Raw genomic sequence first — 19078 nt, forward strand, 5'->3', positions numbered from 1 at the left:
GCGTGGTGTCAGGAAAAACTCGGCAAGTCGGTGCAAGCCCAACGACGCCAGCGGATAAAATTGTTAAAGATTGCGGAACAAAAACGGGATCAACTTCCCGCAACTACTTGAGCATTCGTTCATCAGCCCAGGGTTAGGGTGGGGATCACTTTGGCACGAGCGACATGTAACTCCCAGTGCCCATCATCGCGTACGCCAGGGGCACGCCGTTGTACGAAACGTACCCCAGCGAGTACGCGGTGTTGCCGCTCACACCGTAGAAAACGAAACTGCTTTGTTGCGATTGTGTCAACGTCGCGGTCACGCCGGGAAACAACGCGGCGAGTTGTTTCTTCGCATCGTCCGCGCTCGTCGGCATCGCGGTCTTGGGTTCGACGAGCAGCGAGAGCGCGCCGGATGTTGCGCCACGTGAACCACTCGCGTTGACCGTGACGACTTCGTTGACCGCGTTGTAGAAACCATAGTACGCCGTCCCGCCCGCGCCCAACGCGGAACCGAGCGCGTTCTGTAACACGGACGGCACGGCGACGTACAATCCACCCGTGTATCCTGCCGCACCGGTAATCTTGACCGTCTTTTGTTTCAACGCTTCCGCCGCGATCTTGAGCGCGCTTGCCGCGTCACTCGACGAAGCGGGCACAGCAGTCACGGTCACGCGCGCGCCGGGTGTGATCGTCGGCACGCGTGTGATCGAACCGCGCGCGTTGCCCGCCGATGCCGGCGCACCGATGGTGTACGGCGTCAGGTGATCCACGTTCGCGGTCAGTTTACCTTCTGCGTCAATTTCACTTGGCACAACTTGCCAACCGGATTCGGTGTGCACCAAAATGGTCAACGGACGATTTTCCGCGATGTCGAAACGCAACGCGAGCGGCGCGGCGAATTGACGCACCGGGCGTTGTTGCCGATCGCGCGCGGTGATGTCGAACACGGGTCCCGCGAATTCCCAGCCCGCCGGCGCGGCGGGCGGATTGCTCATGCGATTCAACGCGAGCAAGAACGGTCCCTTGCCGCTCACGCGCAATTTACCGTCCGCGCTGTTCACAAATCCACGCGCGTCCAAATCCTCTTCGACTGCCGGCGACACGAGCGCGGGTGTCAGTGCCGGCTTTTGCGCGCACGCGGTGAGCGCGAATGCAAACAACATCAACATCGAAATCAAAATCGTTTTCATCTCATGCTCCTTCTTGGCGACTTTCACCATTTTACCACGATGCCTTCGCGCGACCAGTGCCAATCGTCCTCAATCGCAGTGACGCGCGTCACCTGCGTAGGCAACGGACACTGCTCCGTTCCATTTCAGCGCAGGAACGCTACAGCAAGCGTTCTCTACCGGTTTGTGACAATCCGGGTTTTCTGTTAGAATGCTGACGACTGGACACGACGACGCGCCCAGTCGTTTTCCATTCTGTTGCGAGGTGGAACGATGCCAGAACTGAAACCCGGTTTGGCGGGCGAATCATCCCAGGTTGTCACCGACGCGCAGACCGCGGCGGTGTACGGCAGTGGCTTTGTGCCCGCGTACGCGACTCCCGCGATGATCGCGTTGATGGAGAACGCCGGCGCGACCGCAATGCAACCTTGCCTTGCGCCGGGGCAAACGTCCGTCGGCGTCGAGGTGAATGTCAAGCATCTCGCCGCGACGCCGGTTGGGATGACCGTGCGCGCGCGCGCCGAGCTACTCGCGGTCGAAGGACGACGCGTGACGTTCAAGGTCGAGGCATGGGACGACCAGGAAATGATCGGCGAAGGCACGCACATGCGCGCGGTGATTGACGACGCGCGGTTTAGGGAACGACTGGCGGCGAAAAGTAAACAGTAAACAGTATTCAGTGTTCAGTGTCCAGTGTTCGGTGACTGAACACTGAACACTGATTTCTGGCAAGGGAGGCGGAATGAAGGACCTGACCGGACGCGCGTTGAATATGGCGCAGATGCGCGGCGCAAGTTACGCGGACGTGCGCATCGTCAAACGCGATGTGCAGCGCATCGCCGTCAAGAATGGCAAGGTCGAAGGATTGGAGCAAGACGAGACGCAAGGGTTTGGCGTGCGCGTGATCGTGAACGGCGCGTGGGGTTTCGCATCGAGTTCGCGCCTCGAAGGCAAAGAGATGGACCGCATCGTCGCACAAGCGATTGCGATTGCGCGCGCAAGCGCGATGGGCAAATCGCGCGACGTGAACATTGGCGCACCCATCTCGGTGCAAGGATCGTACGTCACGCCGATCAAGATTGATCCGTTCACCGTTTCGATGGCGCAAAAAATTGATCTGCTGCTTAAAGCGGACGCGGAAATGCGCCGCGTGCCCGGCGTCAAGGTCGCGCGCGCCGAGATGGCGTTCGTCCGCGAGAATAAAATTTTCGCGTCCACCGAAGACAGTTTGATTGACCAGGAACTCGTCGAGAGCGGTTGCGGCATCGTCGCGCTGGCGACCGATTTGCAAACCGGCGAAGTGCAAGTGCGTTCGTACCCGAACGCCGGCGGACGCAACCAGGTAACGCGCGGGTACGAGTTCGTCCTCGAACAAAAACTCGCCGAGAACGCGGCGCGCGTCGGCGAGGAAGCGGTCGCGTTGCTCAAAGCCGATGCGTGCCCCAGTTACGACGCGGCGACGATCATTCTCGATTCGTCGCAACTCGCGTTGCAGGTTCACGAATCGTGCGGACATCCGATCGAGTTGGATCGCGTGCTGGGCAGTGAAGCCGCCTACGCCGGCACGTCGTTCCTCACGCCGGAAAAACTGGGACGCTTTCGCTACGGCTCCGAAGTCGTCAATATCACCGCCGACGCGACGATTGTCGGCGGGCTGGGCACGTTCGGCTACGACGACGAAGGCGTGCCCGCGCAAAAGACCGAGATTGTACGAAACGGAATTTTTGTTGGCTATCTCACGAGCCGCGAGACCGCGCAAGAATTGAAACTGGGTCAGTCGAACGGGACGATGCGCGCGGACGGGTGGAGTCGCACGCCCATCGTGCGAATGACGAACGTCAGTCTGATGCCCGGCACGTGGGCGGTCGCGGATCTGATCGCGGACACGGACGACGGGATTTGGATGGAGACGAATCGTTCGTGGAGCATTGACGACAAGCGGCTCAATTTTCAATTCGGCACCGAGCTGGCGTGGGAGATCAAGGGCGGCAAGAAAACGCGAATGCTCAAGAACGCGACGTACACCGGCATCACGCCGGAATTTTGGAACGCGTGCGACGCGGTCGGCAACGAAGCATCCTGGGTTGTGTGGGGTACGCCGAATTGCGGCAAGGGACAACCGCCGCAGATCGCGCACACCGGGCACGGCACGTCGCCCGCGCGGTTTCGCAATGTGCGGGTGGGAGTCGTCAAATAATTTCCCTCATTTCCTTCTTTTCCCGTATTTCCTGTATGAAATGGAACGAAGGGAAATGAAGGAAATGAGGGAACTCGATTGGAGTCACTATGCTAGGCATTGATAAAGTCCGCGAACTTACACAACAAATTCTCGGCATGTCCCACGCCGATCAAACCGAAGTGGTTTTTACCGGCACCGATTCCGCGCTGACGCGTTTTGCGAATTCGCAAATTCACCAAAATGTTGCCGAGACGAACACCGACGTGCGGATTCGCGTCGTGTACGGCAAAAAGATCGGCGTCGCGTCGTCGAACGATCTTGAGCCAGAGGCGCTCAAGCGCACGCTGGATACCGCGCGCGCCATCGCGCAGCTGCAACGCGAGAATCCAGATTTCCAATCACTCCCCGCGCCGCAACCGGCGCAAACCGTCCAGGCATTTGTCGAGCGCACCGCGAACTACTCGCCGGAACAGCGCGCCCAGATCGTGAACGTGTTTTGCAAAAAAGCGAAAGCGAAAAACGTAGTCGCCGCAGGCGCGTTCAGTACGACCGCGTTCGAAATCGCGGCGGCGAATTCGCTCGGCGTGTTCGCGTATCATCCTGGGACGGTCGCCGACCTCAACACGGTGATGATGGCGGATACCGGGTCGGGGTATGCCGCACACACGAGCGCGGACGCGAGCACGATCAACCCGGACGCGCTCGCGGACGAAGCGATTGACAAGGCGTTGAAATCGCGCAACCCGCAAACCATCGAGCCGGGCGAGTACACGGTTTTGCTCGAAGAGCACGCGGTCGAAGACATTCTGAATTTTTCCGCGTTCCTCGCGTTCTCCGCGCTCGCGGTGCAAGAAGAGCGATCGTTTATGAAAGGCAAGCTGGGCGAGCGCGTGATGGGCGAGAACGTAACGCTGTGGGATGACGGCACGGCGTCGGACCTGATCGCGTTGCCCTTCGATTTTGAAGGTGTGCCGCGCCAAAAAGTGATGCTCATCGAGGACGGCATCGCGCGCGGCGTGGTGTACGATACGCTGACCGCGCAACGCGAGGGCAAAACTTCGACCGGGCATTCGCTGCCCGCGCCGAACTCGATGGGACCGATGGCGATGCACTTGCAGATGGCGGCGGGCAACACGCCGAAACGCGAACTCATCAAGAACGTCGCGCGCGGCATCTGGGTCACGCGCTTTTGGTACACGCGTCCAGTGCATCCGCTCAAACTGCTTATCACTGGGATGACGCGCGACGGCACGTTCCTCATCGAGAACGGCGAGGTGACGCGTCCGCTCAAGAACCTGCGCTTCACGACGAGCTATCTCGACGCGTTGAATCATGTACGCGCGATCAGCCGTGAGACGAAACTCGCATACAACGATTGGAGCAACGCGTCGCGGCGAATGCCGGCGTTGTTGATTGATGGATTCCGGTTTACCGGTGTGACGCAGTAACGGAAGAGAATCCAGGTTTCTTGAAGAAACCTGGATTCTGACGGCGCTCGAAAAAAAAGAGACGACCCGCTGGGTCGTCTCTACATTTTTATTGACCGGGGAACGGTTTGGCGTTCGCCGGTGCGGTGATTTTGATCGCGGCGTTATTGAAATCCCACATGTGCCCGTTCATTTTCAGCGCGCCTTTTTCATTCGGGTCTTTGGCGTTGTGCGCTTGGAAATCGAACGTGAACTTGTGGACGTAGCCGTCGCCGCAGAGCCAGATGAACATCTCGCCCTTGTCCACTGCGGAGAAATCTTCCTTGTCTTTCGCCGAACCCATCAAAGCCGTAAAGGCGGAATTCTGCATGGACTTGTAATCGTACAGGTACACATCGCACGATTGCCCGTCCACCGATTCACTGCGAACTTTTTTGATTTCGCCGGCTTTGGCGCTGTTCGTCAAGTTATCAAAGTAATCCGGCTTGGCAAACGCGTCGGCGCTCGCGGTGGTGGACGAGTCTTTTTGGATGTACCACGTTTTTGGATCCATGCCCATGAACGACATACCGCGCATGTACGATTTGCCATCCACTTGCATCACTTCGAGCGCGCCACCACCGGACAGCATGCCCATCAGCGCGCCTTTGATTTCGAACTGGGAATTTTTGCCGTCCACCATGCCCTTCATATCCATAAAGGGCTGCTCTTCGTATTTGCCGTTCGTCGTCGAACCGATGAGAAAACTCGATTCGATGCGGTACTTTTGCGCGGACTTTGCTTTTGCCGCGGCATCCGCGAACGGATTGCCGATGACCGCTTGTCCGCCGCCGGTAGTTGGTTGCGCTTGCGTTGTGGGTTGCGCTTGACGCGTGGGTTGCGTGACGACTGACGGCTTGGCAATCGGCGCGATGCCGGTCGCGGGGGGCAAGCCGATTCCTCGCGTCGGCGCAACGATGGGCGCGCGCGTCGGCGTCGTTTGCGCGATCAACGCGCGGACTGGTTCGGGCAGTACGTCTCCCAACACGTTGATGATCGGTTCTCCCAATGCGGGTAGTTGGGTGATCGCGACGGCGCTGCCAACGCAGCACAAACACACCACGACGAGACAACCCGCGGCGATGCCCATAAATAATCGCGAACGCGATTGGGGTTTGGGCGCGGGCGTGATGCGCTCTGCTGCCGGTAAATCTTCCGGCGGCGGCGCGTTGGGTGGTTGATTGCTTACAGATTGGGCGCTCATAATTTCCTCCTCAGTTGGTTGGTTTCAATATCACGGTGTTGGCACACGCAGTTGGTACGGTTCCGCGCCGACGGGCGCGCCGATCTTGATCGCGCTGTTGCCAATATCTTGCAAGCGCAACGTCAATTGCGCCGAACCCTTTTCAGTCGCGCGACGCGTGTTGTGCGCGTCTACCTGAATGCTCAATTGATGCGCGATGCCGTCATCGCACACCCACAACTTGACTTCGGCTTGGTCGAGCACGCCGAACGGACTCGTCTCCAATCCCGCGCCGAGCAAATTGCCAATCCCGGTCTCGTTGAAATTTTTCGGCGTCGCGCGCCACACCTGGCAATTCTGTCCGTCGAGTTGTTCGCGCGCGGCGGCTTGATAGATCGCCGCGCCGGCTTGTTGCGTGAAATCGTCGAGCACATCGTCCGGCGTGAACGGCGGACGCGCCGCGTCGGCGAGATCGGGCGTGACGATGTACCACTTGGTCGTGGTCGGCAGACCCAGACTGCGCGCGCCTTTGACATAGTATTTGCCTTGCATCGTCGTCAGTTCGATTTGTTCGTTGCCGAGTTGGTACGCATAATGCGTGTCGCTCCCAGCCACTTCGCCTTTGAGATTGAGCGCGAACGGTGTATTGCCGGATTTGACGTTTACCCCCAACGTCACACGATAAATCTGCGCGGCTTGGGTTTTCTTGAGCGCGTTGCCAACCGCGCTCGGTGTCGGCGGCACGATGGACGGCGTGACTGCGCCAGTCGGCAGGCGCACGGGCGTGACGATGACGGTAACGAGTGGTGTGTTCACTGCGACCTGGGGCGACGGTTGCGGCGTCCGCGCAGCGGTGGCTGGCGCGGTTGGCGGCACGGGGGCGATGGTTGGCGCGCTCGTCGGGAACGCGTTGATCGCGATGGTGGGGGAAGGTTCCGGCGGCGGGGTCGCCGGAGCGCTACACGCGACCAACAAAATCGCGAGGCACATGAAAAGAGGCGCAAGTTTTTTCATGAGCGCAGTTTACCGCGAAAAATTGTTTTTGGCAACGCGCGTTCCTCTGATATTTACACAAAGTGTCTTCGCGCGCGAAGCGGGCGGGCAACCTGCTCGCCACGCCAGTCCACGCGATCCAGTTTCGGCGCCAAGCGCGACACGCGCCACACGAAGCGTGAAATTCATGCGATGCCGATTCAGAGATGTAAACACCTGGGTCTACTTATTGACATCACGCAAATCGGGTGTATGATAAGTGTAGTGCCGGATCCTGGCGTCGCATTGCGCCAAGTCACATCGTTTCGATAGGTCCTCTTTCCAGGTCACGGTTGAGCCAAGATGCAAAGGAGCAACTATGGCATCCCAACCACCGAGTTCGATCCCTTCCGAAACCTCGACTTCCTCCACGAGTGAAACATCGGCACAGACGAAAAGATCGTCCCACGATTGGCAGGAACGGCTTCTGCCGACGATGACGGGTATTCTGGTTGGGCTGACTATTTTCTTCTTCGTCACGACGTTTATCCAGTTGGCGTACCTGAACTGGAATATCCTGCAAATCCCCGACATTGAATTGCGCTCACCCGGCAGCGCGTCTCCTATCCAGGAAAGCATGTCCACCGAGGAACAAATGGCGGCGCGTAAATTGGAGTACCTGACGACCCTGGAGGCGTACGTCGTGGTGCGTCGGTATCATCAAGCCGGCGTGTCGCTCATTTCCAATCTGTGGCTACGCTATCTTGGCTTTACCACCGGCATGATCCTGGCTTTGGTCGGCGCGTCTTTCATTCTCGGCAAACTGCAAGAACCGCTTTCGGAAATTGCGGGCAAATGGTCCGCGATGGATTTTTCTCTCAAGAGCGCGTCGCCCGGCATCATCCTCGCCGTGCTGGGTGTCATCTTGATGTTTGCCACGATTGTGGATCGTGACGAAGTCGCCGTTCAGGACGCGCGGATTTATTTGACCAGCCCAGACCTTGTGTCTGCTCCCAACCCCTCTGCCATCCCGATCTTGAAACCATTGACTACCAGCACTCCATCTCTACCGAGCGCCGCGCCTACTTTGGGCAAGTAAACTCGCGTGTTTGTCCTTCCGATTGTGTGAATTGGATTTCGTGTCGCCAACGTCCAGGTCTCGCGCGAGTCGCGACTCTGGAGAGGAGGGAGAGATGAAAAGGATCGCTTTCCGAGTGGAGCACCTCAGGAGTTTCCTCAAAGGTGTTCTCGCCGGAGGGGTGGTGGTCGTTGGATTCGTTCTGCTCTTGCCGCGCGTCACGGTGTATGCCCAGAGTGGTTTATCCGACGATGAATTGTTTAATCGCGCTTACAATTTCTACCCAACGAACTGTGTGGACGCGGCGCTGTACCTGAAAGCGTACATGGAGCGCAATCCTGTTCGAATGGCGCAAAGCAGTGAACATGCCAAAGAAGTCTATGACGCGCTTGCCTACTGCGTTGGACGACTGAACGAGGCGGTTGATGACGCCGAACAGCTCAAACAGTGCCGAGCGCAATCCGCCCAAGCCGGCGTAAAACAATCCGGGCTAACCGTGAATCCTCCAACCTTACGCGCCAGCACAGCTCCTCCGGTAAAAAGTTATCCTCTGGTCTGTCGCGGAGGTGATAACCTGGTATTCACGTATCTTTCGAGTTCACCTTTTTTGCCCAAGCCCCAATTGCAGATCGCGTTTGACAAAGCGACTTATCGAGCAGGATATCAGCGCGAGTACATTGGGAGTTTCCAAGCTGGGCAATGTGCGTGGTTGGACCGTTCGGTCGCGTCTTCCGAACCGGACAAAATTCTGTTTGCCGACCCGGTCGTTCAAACGGATGGCTTTGGAATCATCTGGCGAGATTGGCGCGTGCAGAGTGTCGGGTTTGGACATCTCGCGTCGCTCCAATCCTCCGGCAAGTACGGACAATTCGACGTGTATAATGACCAGCGCGGTCATTTCATCGCGACGGCAATTCAGTACTGCACGCCCGGTCCCGATCAAGCCGCATTCTTCGTGGACTGGGATTATAAAGGTCAGTGCGTCGTCAAAGACATTGGTAGATACGACAACGCCGAGCAGATGGGAATTCCCAACGATACTCTGTCATCGGTCAAGGTCGGCGCGAATGTGCGCGTGGTGATCTGCATGCACGGAGGTCAAACGGATTGCGTGCGAGTTGACGATGACAATCCAAATCTCAGCAAGAGTTACCTGGGACCGTACAGCATGAACGATCAGGTTACGTCGTTCCGGGTTGAAAAGCGTTGAACCAACGGCTTGGGCGATTGACCCAGTCGCGTGGTACGTTCACCGAAATTCTCTGGTCACAATGCGGCAAGGTATTGAGGGAGGCGCCCAGGAATAAAGAAAGGAGACAAGACCATGGCTACCTACATCATAATGGTGCGTTACACGCAACAAGGCGCCCAGAATATCAAGGATAGTCCGGCGCGGCTCGACGCGGCAAAAAAAGCATTCAAAGCAATGGGCGCGGAGTTGAAACAGTGGTACTTGGTGATGGGGCAGTATGACGCGGTCGTCATCGCCGAAGCGCCCGACGACGAGACCACCGCCAAGCTGGCTCTCGCGATTGGTGCGCTAGGCAACGTTCGCACCGAGACGCTGCGCGCGTTCACAGAGGATGAATATCGGAAGATCATTGCGGCTCTGCCATGAGCAGTTGTTCAGCCCATCTTTGCGAAGGTTATCCATCACGTATCCGGGGAATCGCGCAACGACCACAAATTCGAATCCGAGCGAAGAACGCCTTCAAACCTTTGCAAGGATGAATCACCGTTCGATTGGAAAACGCTGGTGCGCCTCCCTCACACGCATCCTTGTTATTGAAGTGTACTTCGCGGACGCACATCACAACCAACGCGGATGGCTCATCTGCCATCCGCGTGGCATTTATTTTTGACCCGCCATTAAGATTGTGCTAGAATCGCCAGCGTGATGGATTTGGGAATTGTGATCGTCAGCTACAACACGCGGGAGCGCTTGCGCGATTGTCTGCAATCGCTTGCCGAAAATCGCGGCGTTGAATTTGAAACCTACGTGGTGGACAATTGCTCCAGGGACGGGAGCGCCGCGATGGTGCGCGCGGAATTCCCGAACATTCATCTCATCGTGAGCGACCAGAACGGCGGGTACTCGTACGCCAACAACCTCGGCTTGCGCGCGATTCTCGCGCGCGACCCCGCGCCGCCGTACATGCTCTTGCTCAATCCCGATACCGTCGTGCCGCCGGACGCGCTCGCGCAGATGAGCGCGTTTATGCACGCGCATCCTCAAGTCGGCATTGCCGGTCCCAAACTCGTGATGGCAAGCGGTCAGCTCGATCTCGCGTGTCGCCGCAGTTTTCCCACGCCGGAACTTTCGATCTATCATGTGCTCGGTCTGACGCGATTATTTCCCAAAGACCCGCGCTTTGGGCGTTACAATCTCACGTATCTCGACGAAAACCAAATGGCGGAAGTGGATTCGGTCGTCGGCGCGTTTATGCTGATGCGAACGGTCGCCTTGCTTCAAGTCGGCTTGCTCGACGAATTGTATTTCATGTACGGCGAAGACCTCGACCTGGCGCTGCGCATCAAACGCCAGGGCTGGCGCGTGGTCTACAATCCGGCGGTGACGGTGTTGCATTACAAACGCGAATCGAGTAAGCAGTCGGCGCGCGCCCAGTATGAATTTTGGCGCGCCGGTTATTTTTTTTATCGCAAACATTATCGCGCGACGACGCCGTTCCTGATCCATTGGCTCATCGTGCTCGGACTCGCGTTCAAAGGCGGGCGCACACTCGTGCGCGAAATGATGCACCCCCTGCCGTCCTCGCCGAATCGCGCGGAGCTACGAGCATGAAACGCCACGCACAAGTCTTTTTTACCGCCACGCTCCTCGCGACCGACGTGACCATGACGTGCCTCGCGTTCTTTCTCGCGTACATGCTGCGCCCGCGCGAAACGACGCCGAACGCGGTCGTGCCGCCGTTCGCGAGTTACGTCGGCATGATGCTCCTCAGCGTCGTCGCGCTCAACCTCGTGTTCTTTTTCTACAAATTGTATCACCTGCAACGCGGCGTCACGCGCCTCGACGAACTCTACGCGGTGTTCTCCGCCGTCTCGATTGGCGTCATCGTTGGCACGGCGCTGACCGCGTTCGTCTATCGTAACGATATTGATTATCCCCGGATGATGATCGTCTATTTTTGGGCGTGCGCGCTCGTGCTGATCGGATTGGGGCGCATCGCGCATCACACAACGCGTTCGATGTTGCACGCGCGCGGGTGGGGCGAATCGCGCGTGTTGCTCGTCGGCGCGGGTGAAGCGGGGCAAATCATCTTTGAGAAAATTCGCGTGTCGCCCCAGTTGGGCTATCGCCTGATCGGCGTCCTGGACGATGAGCGCGTCGGTCAATCGGTGCTCGGCTTGCCGGTCATCGGCAAGGTCGAGGAACTGGGCGCGGTCGTCGAAACGCATCGCGTTGATGAAGTCATTATCGCGTTGCCGGAGTCGAGCCACCAGGATTTGCTCTCCGTGATTTCGCGTTGCGAAGACGGGCGCGTCAGTATCAAAGTGTTTCCCGATGTGTTCCAACTGATGGCATCCGAAGTGAACATCGGCGATCTCAACGGCTTGCCGCTACTCACGATGCGCGATGTCGCGATGCGCGGCTGGCGCTTGACGGTGAAACGCATCGTGGATATTTTGATCAGCGCGATTGTGCTCGTGTTCATTTCGCCGATGATGTTCTTCATCGCGCTGCTCGTCAAATTCGATTCGCGCGGTCCGGCGATGTACTGGCAAGAGCGAATGGGACTCGACGCCAAACCATTCCCGTGCTTGAAATTTCGCTCGATGCGCGTGGGCGCGGAAGACACGACCGGACCGGTGTGGGCGAAACAAGACGACCCGCGGCGCACGCGCGTCGGGGCGTTTCTGCGCCGGTACTCGCTCGACGAATTGCCGCAGTTCATCAACGTGTTCCTGGGTCACATGAGTCTGGTCGGTCCGCGACCGGAGCGCCCGGTCTTCGTCGAACAATTCCGGCAAATGGTACCGCGCTATATGGAACGTCATCGCGAAAAAGCCGGCATCACCGGTTGGGCGCAGGTCAACGGTTTGCGCGGCGACACATCCATTTGGGAACGCACCAAGTACGATCTGTACTACGTCGAGCATTGGTCGCTGTGGCTCGATTTCAAAATCATGATCGTCACGCTGCTTCGTTTTTTGCGCGACCCGAACGCGATCTAATAGATGCTCAAAAAAATATTGCCGTTCTTTATTTTTATCGCGATCCTGGTCGGCTACGCTGTCTTCGACCGGCTGGTCACGCAAAGAACACCCACAGATTCACCCGATTCATTGCAAGTAGTGCTCGTACCTTCCGAGATCGTCCTGGGTTGGAATCGCTTTGCGGTCGGTTTGATTTCGAAGCAAGGCATGGTGCACGACGCGCAAGTCCAATTCCAATATTTCGACGTGAGCAACGCAACGTCGCCGGTCGCCGAATCCTCGGCGGACGCCACGCGCATCGAAACGTCCGATGGCACGACGACGATTTACGCGCACGAACGCGAATTTACGCGCGCCGGTGATTGGAGCGTACAAGTGACCGCGCGCTTGAGCGACGGCACGACCGCGAGCAAGCGAATTGGCTTCAAGGTACTCGCCGATTCACCGACACTCAAAGTGGGCAAGCCCGCGCCTGCGTTGAATACGCGTACAGCGAAAGACGTGAACGGCGATTTGAGTTTGCTCTCGTCCGCGCCAAAATCCAACCCAGCATTCTATCGTTTGACCCTGGCGCAAGCCCTCGCGAGCGGCAAGCCGACCGTACTGTTGTTTGCGACGCCGGCGTTTTGCCGAACGCGTTTCTGCGCGCCGGCGTACGACATCGCGGACGCGCTCGAAAAAGAGTACGGCGCGCGCGCGAATTTCGTGCACGTCGAAGTCTACACCGGGATGCCGAACCCGGCGGGCAACAACTGGCAACTCGATCCGGCGATGCGCGCGTTCGGTTTAACGACCGAACCCTGGGTCTATGTGATTGACACGCGCGGCATCGTCGCGTATCGCGTCGAAGGCGTAATGACCGAAGCGGAACTCGCGCAGCACCTCACGCCGTTGTTGCAGTAAATCGCGCTTGACACCTATTCCTAACCGTGCTAGAATCGCCGCAACTGAATCGCAGAACGACGACGACAGAGACAAGTACGCATCGGTTCGCTTTCAGCGAGTCGCTGGCTGGTGCAAAGCGATACGAAACGATGCGGAAATCCACTCTCGAGTTGTGAACGACGAGTTCAACCGGCACGCACCGTTATCGCGATAATAAGATATTACGTATTGCATAATGCGTAATAAAAAAGGTGGCACCGCGAATCCTCTCGCCCTTTGGGGTGGAGAGGATTTTCATTTTACCGGTTCCCGCAGTTCCCGTAGTTCTCTCATTTCCCTCAGTTCCTTTATTTCCCTCAGTTCCCGTTGGACGGAAAAAAGGGAAATAAGGGAACTGAGGGAAACCGAATCACAGGAGGACCTGATGTTTGACCTACGCATTATCCGCGAACAACCCGATCGTGTGCGCGATTCGCTGAATCGTCGCGGGGGCGACGCCGCGATGGTGGACGCGATTCTCGACGCGGACACGACGCGACGAACCGCGCTCGCGGAACTCGAAGCGCTCCGCGCGCAACGCAACACTGCGTCGAAAGAAATCGGCAGAATGAAAGACGATGCGGAGCGTGAAGCGCGCAAAGCACAAGTGCGCGAAATCAACGTGCATATCGAGACCCTCGAAAAAACCGTGGGCGAAGCGGATACGCGTCTGAACGACCTGGTCGCGCAAGTACCCAACATCCCGGACGACGATGTGCCCTTCGGCAAAGACGACAGCGAGAATGTGATTCTGCGTGCCGTCGGCGCGCCGCGCGAATTCGATTTCGCGCCCAAGGCACACTGGGATTTGGGTCCCGCGCTCGGCATCCTGGATTTTGAACGCGGCGTCAAACTGGCTGGCTCGCGGTTTTACGTGCTTACCGGCGCGGGCGCGAAATTGCAACGCGCGCTGATTCAGTGGTTGCTCGATTTGCACGTCGCGCAGGGGTACTACGAAGTGTATCCGCCGTTCATGGTCAAGGAGAGCGTCGTCTACGGATCGGGGCAACTGCCGAAATTCCGCGACAATTTATTTCACGATGTCGAAAAGGACGCGTGGTTCGTGCCGACCGCCGAAGTGCCGATCACTGGGTTGCACCAAGACGAAATCCTGGACGCGGCAAAACTGCCGTTGCATTACGTCGCGTACACGCCGTGCTTTCGCAAAGAACCGATGTCGGCGGGCAAGGATGTGCGCGGCATCAAGCGCGGTTTCCAATTCGACAAAGTGGAGATGTACAAATTCTGTTTGCCGGAAAATTCGGCGGCGGAACTCGAAACGTTGCGGCAAAATGCCGAAGACACCTGCGCCGCACTCGGCATCCCGTATCGCGTAAAGATACTGTGCACCGGCGATATCGGTTTCGCCGCGCGCAAAACGTACGATATCGAGATGTGGGCGCCCGGACAAGACGAGTGGCTCGAAGTGTCGTCGTGCTCGAACGTCGGCGATTTCCAGGCGCGCCGCGCGAACATTCGCTTTCGCCGCGAAGCCGGCGCGAAAACCGAATTCGCGCACACGCTCAACGGATCGGGTCTAGGCATACCGCGCACAATGATCGCGATCATGGAAAACTATCAACAGAAAGATGGTTCGATTGTCGTGCCCGAAGTGTTGCGACCTTACACGAAGATGGTTGTGATCAAGTAGGACGCGGATGGCGAATGCCGTGATGCGTAATGTGCGAGGCGAAATCTGAAATCTGAAATCGTCAATCTGAAATTGAATTCAATGACCCAGGGCGGCGAAGCGATGGGGCGCGATGAAACCGGGCGCGTCGTGTTCGTGCCGTATGCGATTGCCGGCGAAGAGGTCGTCGCCGAAATCATCGAAGCGAAAAAGAATTTCGCGCGCGCGCGCCTCGTCGAAATTGTCACGCCCTCGCCCGCGCGCGTGACGCCGCGATGTCGGCATTTTGCACCTCACCCCCTAACCCCCTCTCCTGACGAATTACGTCAGGAGAGGGGGAAGGGGGCGCAGGGGGTTGGGGGTGAGGTGGGTTGCGGCGGCTGCCAGTGGCAACACATCGCGTACGACGCACAACTCGAATTCAAGCGCGACATTGTGCGCGAGCAATTCGCGCGCATCGGCAAATTGCCGGACGCGCCGGTGCGCGACGCGATCGGCATGACCGAGCCGTGGCGCTATCGCAATAACGCGCAATTCCAACTCGACGCGGAGGGGCGCTTGTGCTTGCGCGCGCTCGAATCGCATCAACTTGTCCGCATTGCCGAGTGTCACATCATCCACCCACTGCTCGACGAAATGTTTCGCGCGCTCGAATTCGCCGGCGCGGATTTTGCGGGTGTGACGTTGCGCGCCGGCACCCAGACCGGACAGAAATTGTTGATTCTCGAAGGCAATGACGACGAGCCGCCCGAACTCGAAATTGACGAACCTGTGTCGGTGGCGTATCAAGTGCCGAGCGGCGAAACGGTCGCGTTGATCGGACAAAACGGATTGGAAGAAAAACTGGGTGGGCGCGTGTTTCACATTTCGCCTGCGTCGTTCTTTCAAGTGAACACGACGATGGCAGAAAAATTGGTCGCGCTCGTGGAGCAATACCTCGCGCCACGTCCCTCGGATACGCTGCTCGATGCGTTTGGCGGCGTGGGCACGTTCGGTTTATCACTCGCTAGCCACGCCCTTAAGGGCGTGGCTAAAGTGATCGAAATCGAAGCGAACCCGTACGCGGTGGACGACGCGCGCGCGAACGCGTCCGATTTATCGAATGTCGAATTTCACGTCGGCGCGGTCGAGGACGTGTTGCCGAAACTCGACACGCCGATTGATCTCGTCGTCGCCGATCCGCCACGCGCCGGTATCGCGCCCCGCGCGCTCGACGCGATTATCGCGTGTGCGCCGCGTGCGCTGGCGTACGTCTCGTGCGACCCGGCGACGCTCGCGCGGGATGCGCGCAAATTGGTGGACGCGGGCTATCGGTTGCGCGAAGTGCAACCGATGGATTTGTTTCCGCATACATACCACATCGAAAGTGTGAGTTGGTTCGAGCGCGTTGGTTAGAGATATTGCCCACGAAGGACACCAAGATCACAAAAAAAGACGAGAAAAATTTCGTGTCCTTTGTGTTCTTCGTGGAAAGAAATTAACACGCATTCATTTGCCAAATCCGCGAATCGGCGTATAATGCGGACGCAATCGGGGCGTAGCGCAGCTTGGTAGCGCGCAGCGTTCGGGACGCTGAGGTCGATGGTTCAAGTCCATTCGCCCCGACAAGCAGACCCGCAGGGTTTCAAAAATCCTGCGGGTTTTTTTACAATAACCAGAATCTGGGCACGAAAGAAAAACGTGAACGGAAAGCAGGTCGGAACACTCTTGCCCGCGAAGGTTAGGAGTTGATGCTACAGACAAGCACCTCTGTCAACACAAGAGGTTTGCAGAACTGCCTCAAAACCTCAAGTCATGTCATCCCCCATCGGTACTCCCATTGCTTTGGTACTATTGTCTATCCTCGCCACTAATGCTATTGTCTTTCCAAGAATTCAAACAAGGGAATGCAAGTGGGAATATAGTCCTAATTTTGGATAGTATTCCTGACCTATTTGGATCAATGAGCGAGTGCATAGATTAAGGAGACGATTCAATGGGCAAGAAGCAATTGAGCAGATTTTCCAAGCAACCATCCGTGAGGACTTCACTTGAAGCAGTAGGAGGATTTATTGGCTTGGTAACCATATGCAGTCTTGTAGTAACTATCCTTCAGCTTGTCCAGAGTGTGACGAACACTGAACAACAAAGCAGGGCACAAGCTACCGAATATGTGATTTTGCGGCAATACGAAGCCAGCATAATAAGCAATTTAGAAAAACAACTTGAAGTGCAATCTCGAAGTGCAACCTTGCAAGCAAGCAATATTGGAATTGCTCCCACAAGCACAGCAATTGCTCAACAACAAATTCAGCTACAGGCTACACAAGAAGCACTCAAAAAGGGAGCAGCTGAATCAAAGGCAACTGCTACAGCAATTGCCACTAGGCAAGACTGGCTCTTTGTACCTATGAATATAAGGACGGGATCAAAACCCACAGCTACTCCCACCTTGACAACTATACGATAGAGCCTCTGCACCCAATAAATGAACCGACCTGATGTTGCCGTAATCCCTTGATTGACAACAAGCAAGTCCAAGTCGTCTCGCCCCAATCATAACTGACTCAATATCTAATAAACCCTGGGTCAGTTGGCAGAATACAGTGAGATTGGTTCAAGCCCATTCGCCCCGAATGAACTGCAACATTATTGCGAAAAGCGGAGTTGAGAAACTCCGCTTTTCGCTTTTTGACCTGGGTCAGAAATGATTATTGATTCGGAGGTGAAGGCATACTATCAATTTGGTTTGTTGTGACTGAAGCATCCCAATACAAGCACTTTTTCCCATATAGACTTCTAATGCAATTGCCGACCTTTCCGTTCGAATCGGCTGTATAATCCGGCGAGCTTATTAATAGGCAGGTTCGAATTTACTCGACCCCATTTTGCCTGTTTCTAATCTTAGACCCAGGTTCTCCAGCTGGGTTTCACCAATTTGCTTGCAGAAAGGATGCGCTCAGTATGTTGAAACTAAATTCCATCATGATCGGAACGGAACAACCCAAAGTGTTAGCTGCCTTCTATGATAAGGTTCTAGGAAAGCCAGCGGATATGGTTGATGAGACGAATGGTTTTTGGGGATGGCAATTGGAAAGTGGGTTCTTTTCCGTATTAGAGCATTCCGCCATGGGGGGTAATGCAAAAGATCCTGGACGCGTGATGTTCAACTTTGAAACCCCGCAGGTCAAAGAGGAGTTTGCAAGAATTAAAGCCCTCGGCGGCGTGGTCATAAAAGAGCCCTATGAAATGGGAGGCGCCTGGATTGCGACGCTAGCCGATCTGGATGGAAACTATTTTCAATTAGTAAGCCCGATGTGACATCAAGTCGGGTCGCTTACAAAATTGAGCGCCGGTCAACCCTTCGCTGCAGCAGACGCGGCGTAGCCGCGTGTAACTGACCGATCTCTTCATCCGGCGTTTGGGTTGGCAACTGTTCGAGGCGATCCTCTCCGTGCTGCTGAGCTCAACGAAAGACCTGAACTGCTCTCATATCGTTTCTGCAACCGTGGTGCGACTCGCTAGGAATCGCACCCCATTCACACACACAGTCCCCAAAGGGGACAAGGAGAATAACCAATGTCAACAGAACAGAACAAAGCGTTAGTCCGTCAAATGGTGGAGGAAACCTTCAACCGGGGAAACATGAGTCGGATCGACGAGTTCTTGGCACCCGACTTCGTTGAACGCGAAGAACTCCCACCCGGAATACCGCGTGATCGTGAGGGCGTCAAACAGTTGACTACCATGTTGCGCAGCGCCTTCCCAGACTTCAAAGCCACGATAGACGATATTGTCGCCGAAGGCGACAAGGTGGTAATCCGTCAGACCTGGACCGGCACCCATAAGGGCGAGTTTATGGGCGTTCCGCCGACCGGCAAGCGCGTATCCTTTGGAGTGATCGACATCATCCGCATTGCTGGGGGCAAGTTTGTGGAACATTGGGGCCAGATGGATAGCATGGGTATGATGCAGCAACTTGGCGCTATCCCCACGCCCGGAGCAAGCGGAAGTTAGATACTCGGCCGCGGTTGCAAGCGGAGCACGTCACTTTTTCAACCGGGGTGTTAGCAGAGGTGCCGATATGCGAAGCCAAGCGTGGGGCTATGCACTCGGAGAGCGGGCTTACACCGGGTTGCAGGCGACGTTGCTCCGCTGCGCGCCGCAACGCGCCTGAACCCGACCGTTAGCCAGACCCTGGGGTGATGAACCATTTCCCAAAATGCCCGAATTTTTGAGTTGCCTTAATTCAAATTTGTTCCTTGAAAATATGATGAATTTGAGCAGGTGAACCACGAGGACCATTTTTTCGGAATAATTCGTTGGGTCAATCCC

The 19078-nt window shown here is 56.7% G+C and carries 17 protein-coding genes, 1 tRNA gene and 1 other annotated feature; of the genes, 15 read left to right on the forward strand and 3 right to left on the reverse strand.

Features of this window, described 5'->3' with window-relative positions; genetic code table 11:
- Window positions 1-145: 145 nt before the first annotated feature.
- A complete protein-coding gene (locus HY868_23370; GenBank protein ID MBI5305092.1) occupies window positions 146-1174 on the reverse strand; it encodes a hypothetical protein in 1029 nt (342 codons plus the stop codon).
- 252 nt (window positions 1175-1426) lie between these two features.
- On the opposite strand from HY868_23370, the gene HY868_23375 reads away from it, so the two are divergent.
- From HY868_23375 to HY868_23385, 3 genes are all read left to right on the forward strand, one after another.
- Window positions 1427-1822 carry a thioesterase family protein gene (locus HY868_23375; protein MBI5305093.1) on the forward strand — a complete coding sequence of 132 codons (396 nt, stop codon included), beginning with the start codon at window positions 1427-1429 and terminating at the stop codon, window positions 1820-1822.
- Window positions 1823-1895: 73 nt separating this feature from the next.
- Window positions 1896-3350, forward strand: a complete 1455-nt coding sequence (locus HY868_23380; GenBank protein MBI5305094.1) for a TldD/PmbA family protein — start codon at window positions 1896-1898, stop codon at window positions 3348-3350.
- A gap of 89 nt (window positions 3351-3439) precedes the next feature.
- Window positions 3440-4780 carry a TldD/PmbA family protein gene (locus HY868_23385; GenBank protein ID MBI5305095.1) on the forward strand — a complete coding sequence of 447 codons (1341 nt, stop codon included), beginning with the start codon at window positions 3440-3442 and terminating at the stop codon, window positions 4778-4780.
- An 88-nt stretch (window positions 4781-4868) separates the two neighbouring features.
- Here HY868_23385 and HY868_23390 read toward each other — a convergent pair whose 3' ends face one another.
- A complete protein-coding gene (locus HY868_23390; protein ID MBI5305096.1) occupies window positions 4869-6002 on the reverse strand; it encodes a hypothetical protein in 1134 nt (377 codons plus the stop codon).
- 30 nt (window positions 6003-6032) lie between these two features.
- A complete protein-coding gene (locus HY868_23395; GenBank protein MBI5305097.1) occupies window positions 6033-6995 on the reverse strand; it encodes a hypothetical protein in 963 nt (320 codons plus the stop codon).
- A gap of 337 nt (window positions 6996-7332) precedes the next feature.
- On the opposite strand from HY868_23395, the gene HY868_23400 reads away from it, so the two are divergent.
- The 12 genes from HY868_23400 to HY868_23455 all read left to right on the forward strand — a co-directional run bounded on the left by HY868_23400 (window position 7333) and on the right by HY868_23455 (window position 18760).
- A complete protein-coding gene (locus tag HY868_23400) occupies window positions 7333-8052 on the forward strand; it encodes a hypothetical protein (GenBank protein MBI5305098.1) in 720 nt (239 codons plus the stop codon).
- 94 nt (window positions 8053-8146) lie between these two features.
- Window positions 8147-9241, forward strand: coding sequence for a hypothetical protein (locus tag HY868_23405; protein MBI5305099.1), 1095 nt, complete (start codon window positions 8147-8149; stop codon window positions 9239-9241).
- Window positions 9242-9355: 114 nt separating this feature from the next.
- Complete coding sequence (locus HY868_23410; protein ID MBI5305100.1) at window positions 9356-9649, forward strand: GYD domain-containing protein; 294 nt, start codon at window positions 9356-9358, stop codon at window positions 9647-9649.
- A 276-nt stretch (window positions 9650-9925) separates the two neighbouring features.
- Window positions 9926-10834 carry a glycosyltransferase family 2 protein gene (locus HY868_23415; protein MBI5305101.1) on the forward strand — a complete coding sequence of 303 codons (909 nt, stop codon included), beginning with the start codon at window positions 9926-9928 and terminating at the stop codon, window positions 10832-10834.
- Window positions 10831-12228 carry an undecaprenyl-phosphate glucose phosphotransferase gene (locus HY868_23420; GenBank protein ID MBI5305102.1) on the forward strand — a complete coding sequence of 466 codons (1398 nt, stop codon included), beginning with the start codon at window positions 10831-10833 and terminating at the stop codon, window positions 12226-12228. Before HY868_23415 ends, HY868_23420 begins: the two co-directional genes overlap by 4 nt.
- A 3-nt stretch (window positions 12229-12231) precedes the next feature.
- The gene (locus tag HY868_23425; GenBank protein ID MBI5305103.1) at window positions 12232-13113 is read left to right on the forward strand and encodes a hypothetical protein; all 882 of its coding nucleotides are present in this window, start codon (window positions 12232-12234) and stop codon (window positions 13111-13113) included.
- A 53-nt stretch (window positions 13114-13166) separates the two neighbouring features.
- Window positions 13167-13375 (forward strand) — a binding site (T-box leader).
- Between the two features lie 144 nt (window positions 13376-13519).
- A complete protein-coding gene (serS, locus tag HY868_23430) occupies window positions 13520-14785 on the forward strand; it encodes a serine--tRNA ligase (protein ID MBI5305104.1) in 1266 nt (421 codons plus the stop codon).
- Window positions 14786-14866: 81 nt separating this feature from the next.
- Window positions 14867-16159, forward strand: a complete 1293-nt coding sequence (locus HY868_23435) for a class I SAM-dependent RNA methyltransferase (protein MBI5305105.1) — start codon at window positions 14867-14869, stop codon at window positions 16157-16159.
- A gap of 136 nt (window positions 16160-16295) precedes the next feature.
- Window positions 16296-16369, forward strand: a tRNA-Pro gene (locus HY868_23440).
- Between the two features lie 370 nt (window positions 16370-16739).
- A complete protein-coding gene (locus HY868_23445; GenBank protein MBI5305106.1) occupies window positions 16740-17213 on the forward strand; it encodes a hypothetical protein in 474 nt (157 codons plus the stop codon).
- 494 nt (window positions 17214-17707) lie between these two features.
- Window positions 17708-18064 (forward strand): VOC family protein, encoded by a 357-nt coding sequence (locus HY868_23450; GenBank protein MBI5305107.1) that lies wholly within the window; start codon window positions 17708-17710, stop codon window positions 18062-18064.
- 258 nt (window positions 18065-18322) lie between these two features.
- Window positions 18323-18760, forward strand: a complete 438-nt coding sequence (locus HY868_23455) for an ester cyclase (protein ID MBI5305108.1) — start codon at window positions 18323-18325, stop codon at window positions 18758-18760.
- Window positions 18761-19078: the final 318 nt, after the last annotated feature.

Source organism: Chloroflexota bacterium, from assembly GCA_016219275.1.
In the GTDB taxonomy this organism is placed as follows: domain Bacteria; phylum Chloroflexota; class Anaerolineae; order UBA4142; family UBA4142; genus JACRBM01.

What these genes read in the sequence shown, in the direction of transcription:
- HY868_23400 (MBI5305098.1), top strand. Translation starts at nt 7,333, where the DNA reads ATGGCATCCCAACCACCGAGTTCGATCCCTTCCGAAACCTCGACTTCC.
- HY868_23420 (MBI5305102.1), top strand. Translation starts at nt 10,831, where the DNA reads ATGAAACGCCACGCACAAGTCTTTTTTACCGCCACGCTCCTCGCGACC.
- HY868_23425 (MBI5305103.1), top strand. Translation starts at nt 12,232, where the DNA reads ATGCTCAAAAAAATATTGCCGTTCTTTATTTTTATCGCGATCCTGGTC.
- HY868_23410 (MBI5305100.1), top strand. Translation starts at nt 9,356, where the DNA reads ATGGCTACCTACATCATAATGGTGCGTTACACGCAACAAGGCGCCCAG.
- serS (MBI5305104.1), top strand. Translation starts at nt 13,520, where the DNA reads ATGTTTGACCTACGCATTATCCGCGAACAACCCGATCGTGTGCGCGAT.
- HY868_23375 (MBI5305093.1), top strand. Translation starts at nt 1,427, where the DNA reads ATGCCAGAACTGAAACCCGGTTTGGCGGGCGAATCATCCCAGGTTGTC.
- HY868_23385 (MBI5305095.1), top strand. Translation starts at nt 3,440, where the DNA reads ATGCTAGGCATTGATAAAGTCCGCGAACTTACACAACAAATTCTCGGC.
- HY868_23435 (MBI5305105.1), top strand. Translation starts at nt 14,867, where the DNA reads ATGACCCAGGGCGGCGAAGCGATGGGGCGCGATGAAACCGGGCGCGTC.
- HY868_23370 (MBI5305092.1), bottom strand. Translation starts at nt 1,174, where the DNA reads ATGAAAACGATTTTGATTTCGATGTTGATGTTGTTTGCATTCGCGCTC.
- HY868_23450 (MBI5305107.1), top strand. Translation starts at nt 17,708, where the DNA reads ATGTTGAAACTAAATTCCATCATGATCGGAACGGAACAACCCAAAGTG.
- HY868_23445 (MBI5305106.1), top strand. Translation starts at nt 16,740, where the DNA reads ATGGGCAAGAAGCAATTGAGCAGATTTTCCAAGCAACCATCCGTGAGG.
- HY868_23390 (MBI5305096.1), bottom strand. Translation starts at nt 6,002, where the DNA reads ATGAGCGCCCAATCTGTAAGCAATCAACCACCCAACGCGCCGCCGCCG.
- HY868_23395 (MBI5305097.1), bottom strand. Translation starts at nt 6,995, where the DNA reads ATGAAAAAACTTGCGCCTCTTTTCATGTGCCTCGCGATTTTGTTGGTC.
- HY868_23380 (MBI5305094.1), top strand. Translation starts at nt 1,896, where the DNA reads ATGAAGGACCTGACCGGACGCGCGTTGAATATGGCGCAGATGCGCGGC.
- HY868_23405 (MBI5305099.1), top strand. Translation starts at nt 8,147, where the DNA reads ATGAAAAGGATCGCTTTCCGAGTGGAGCACCTCAGGAGTTTCCTCAAA.
- HY868_23455 (MBI5305108.1), top strand. Translation starts at nt 18,323, where the DNA reads ATGTCAACAGAACAGAACAAAGCGTTAGTCCGTCAAATGGTGGAGGAA.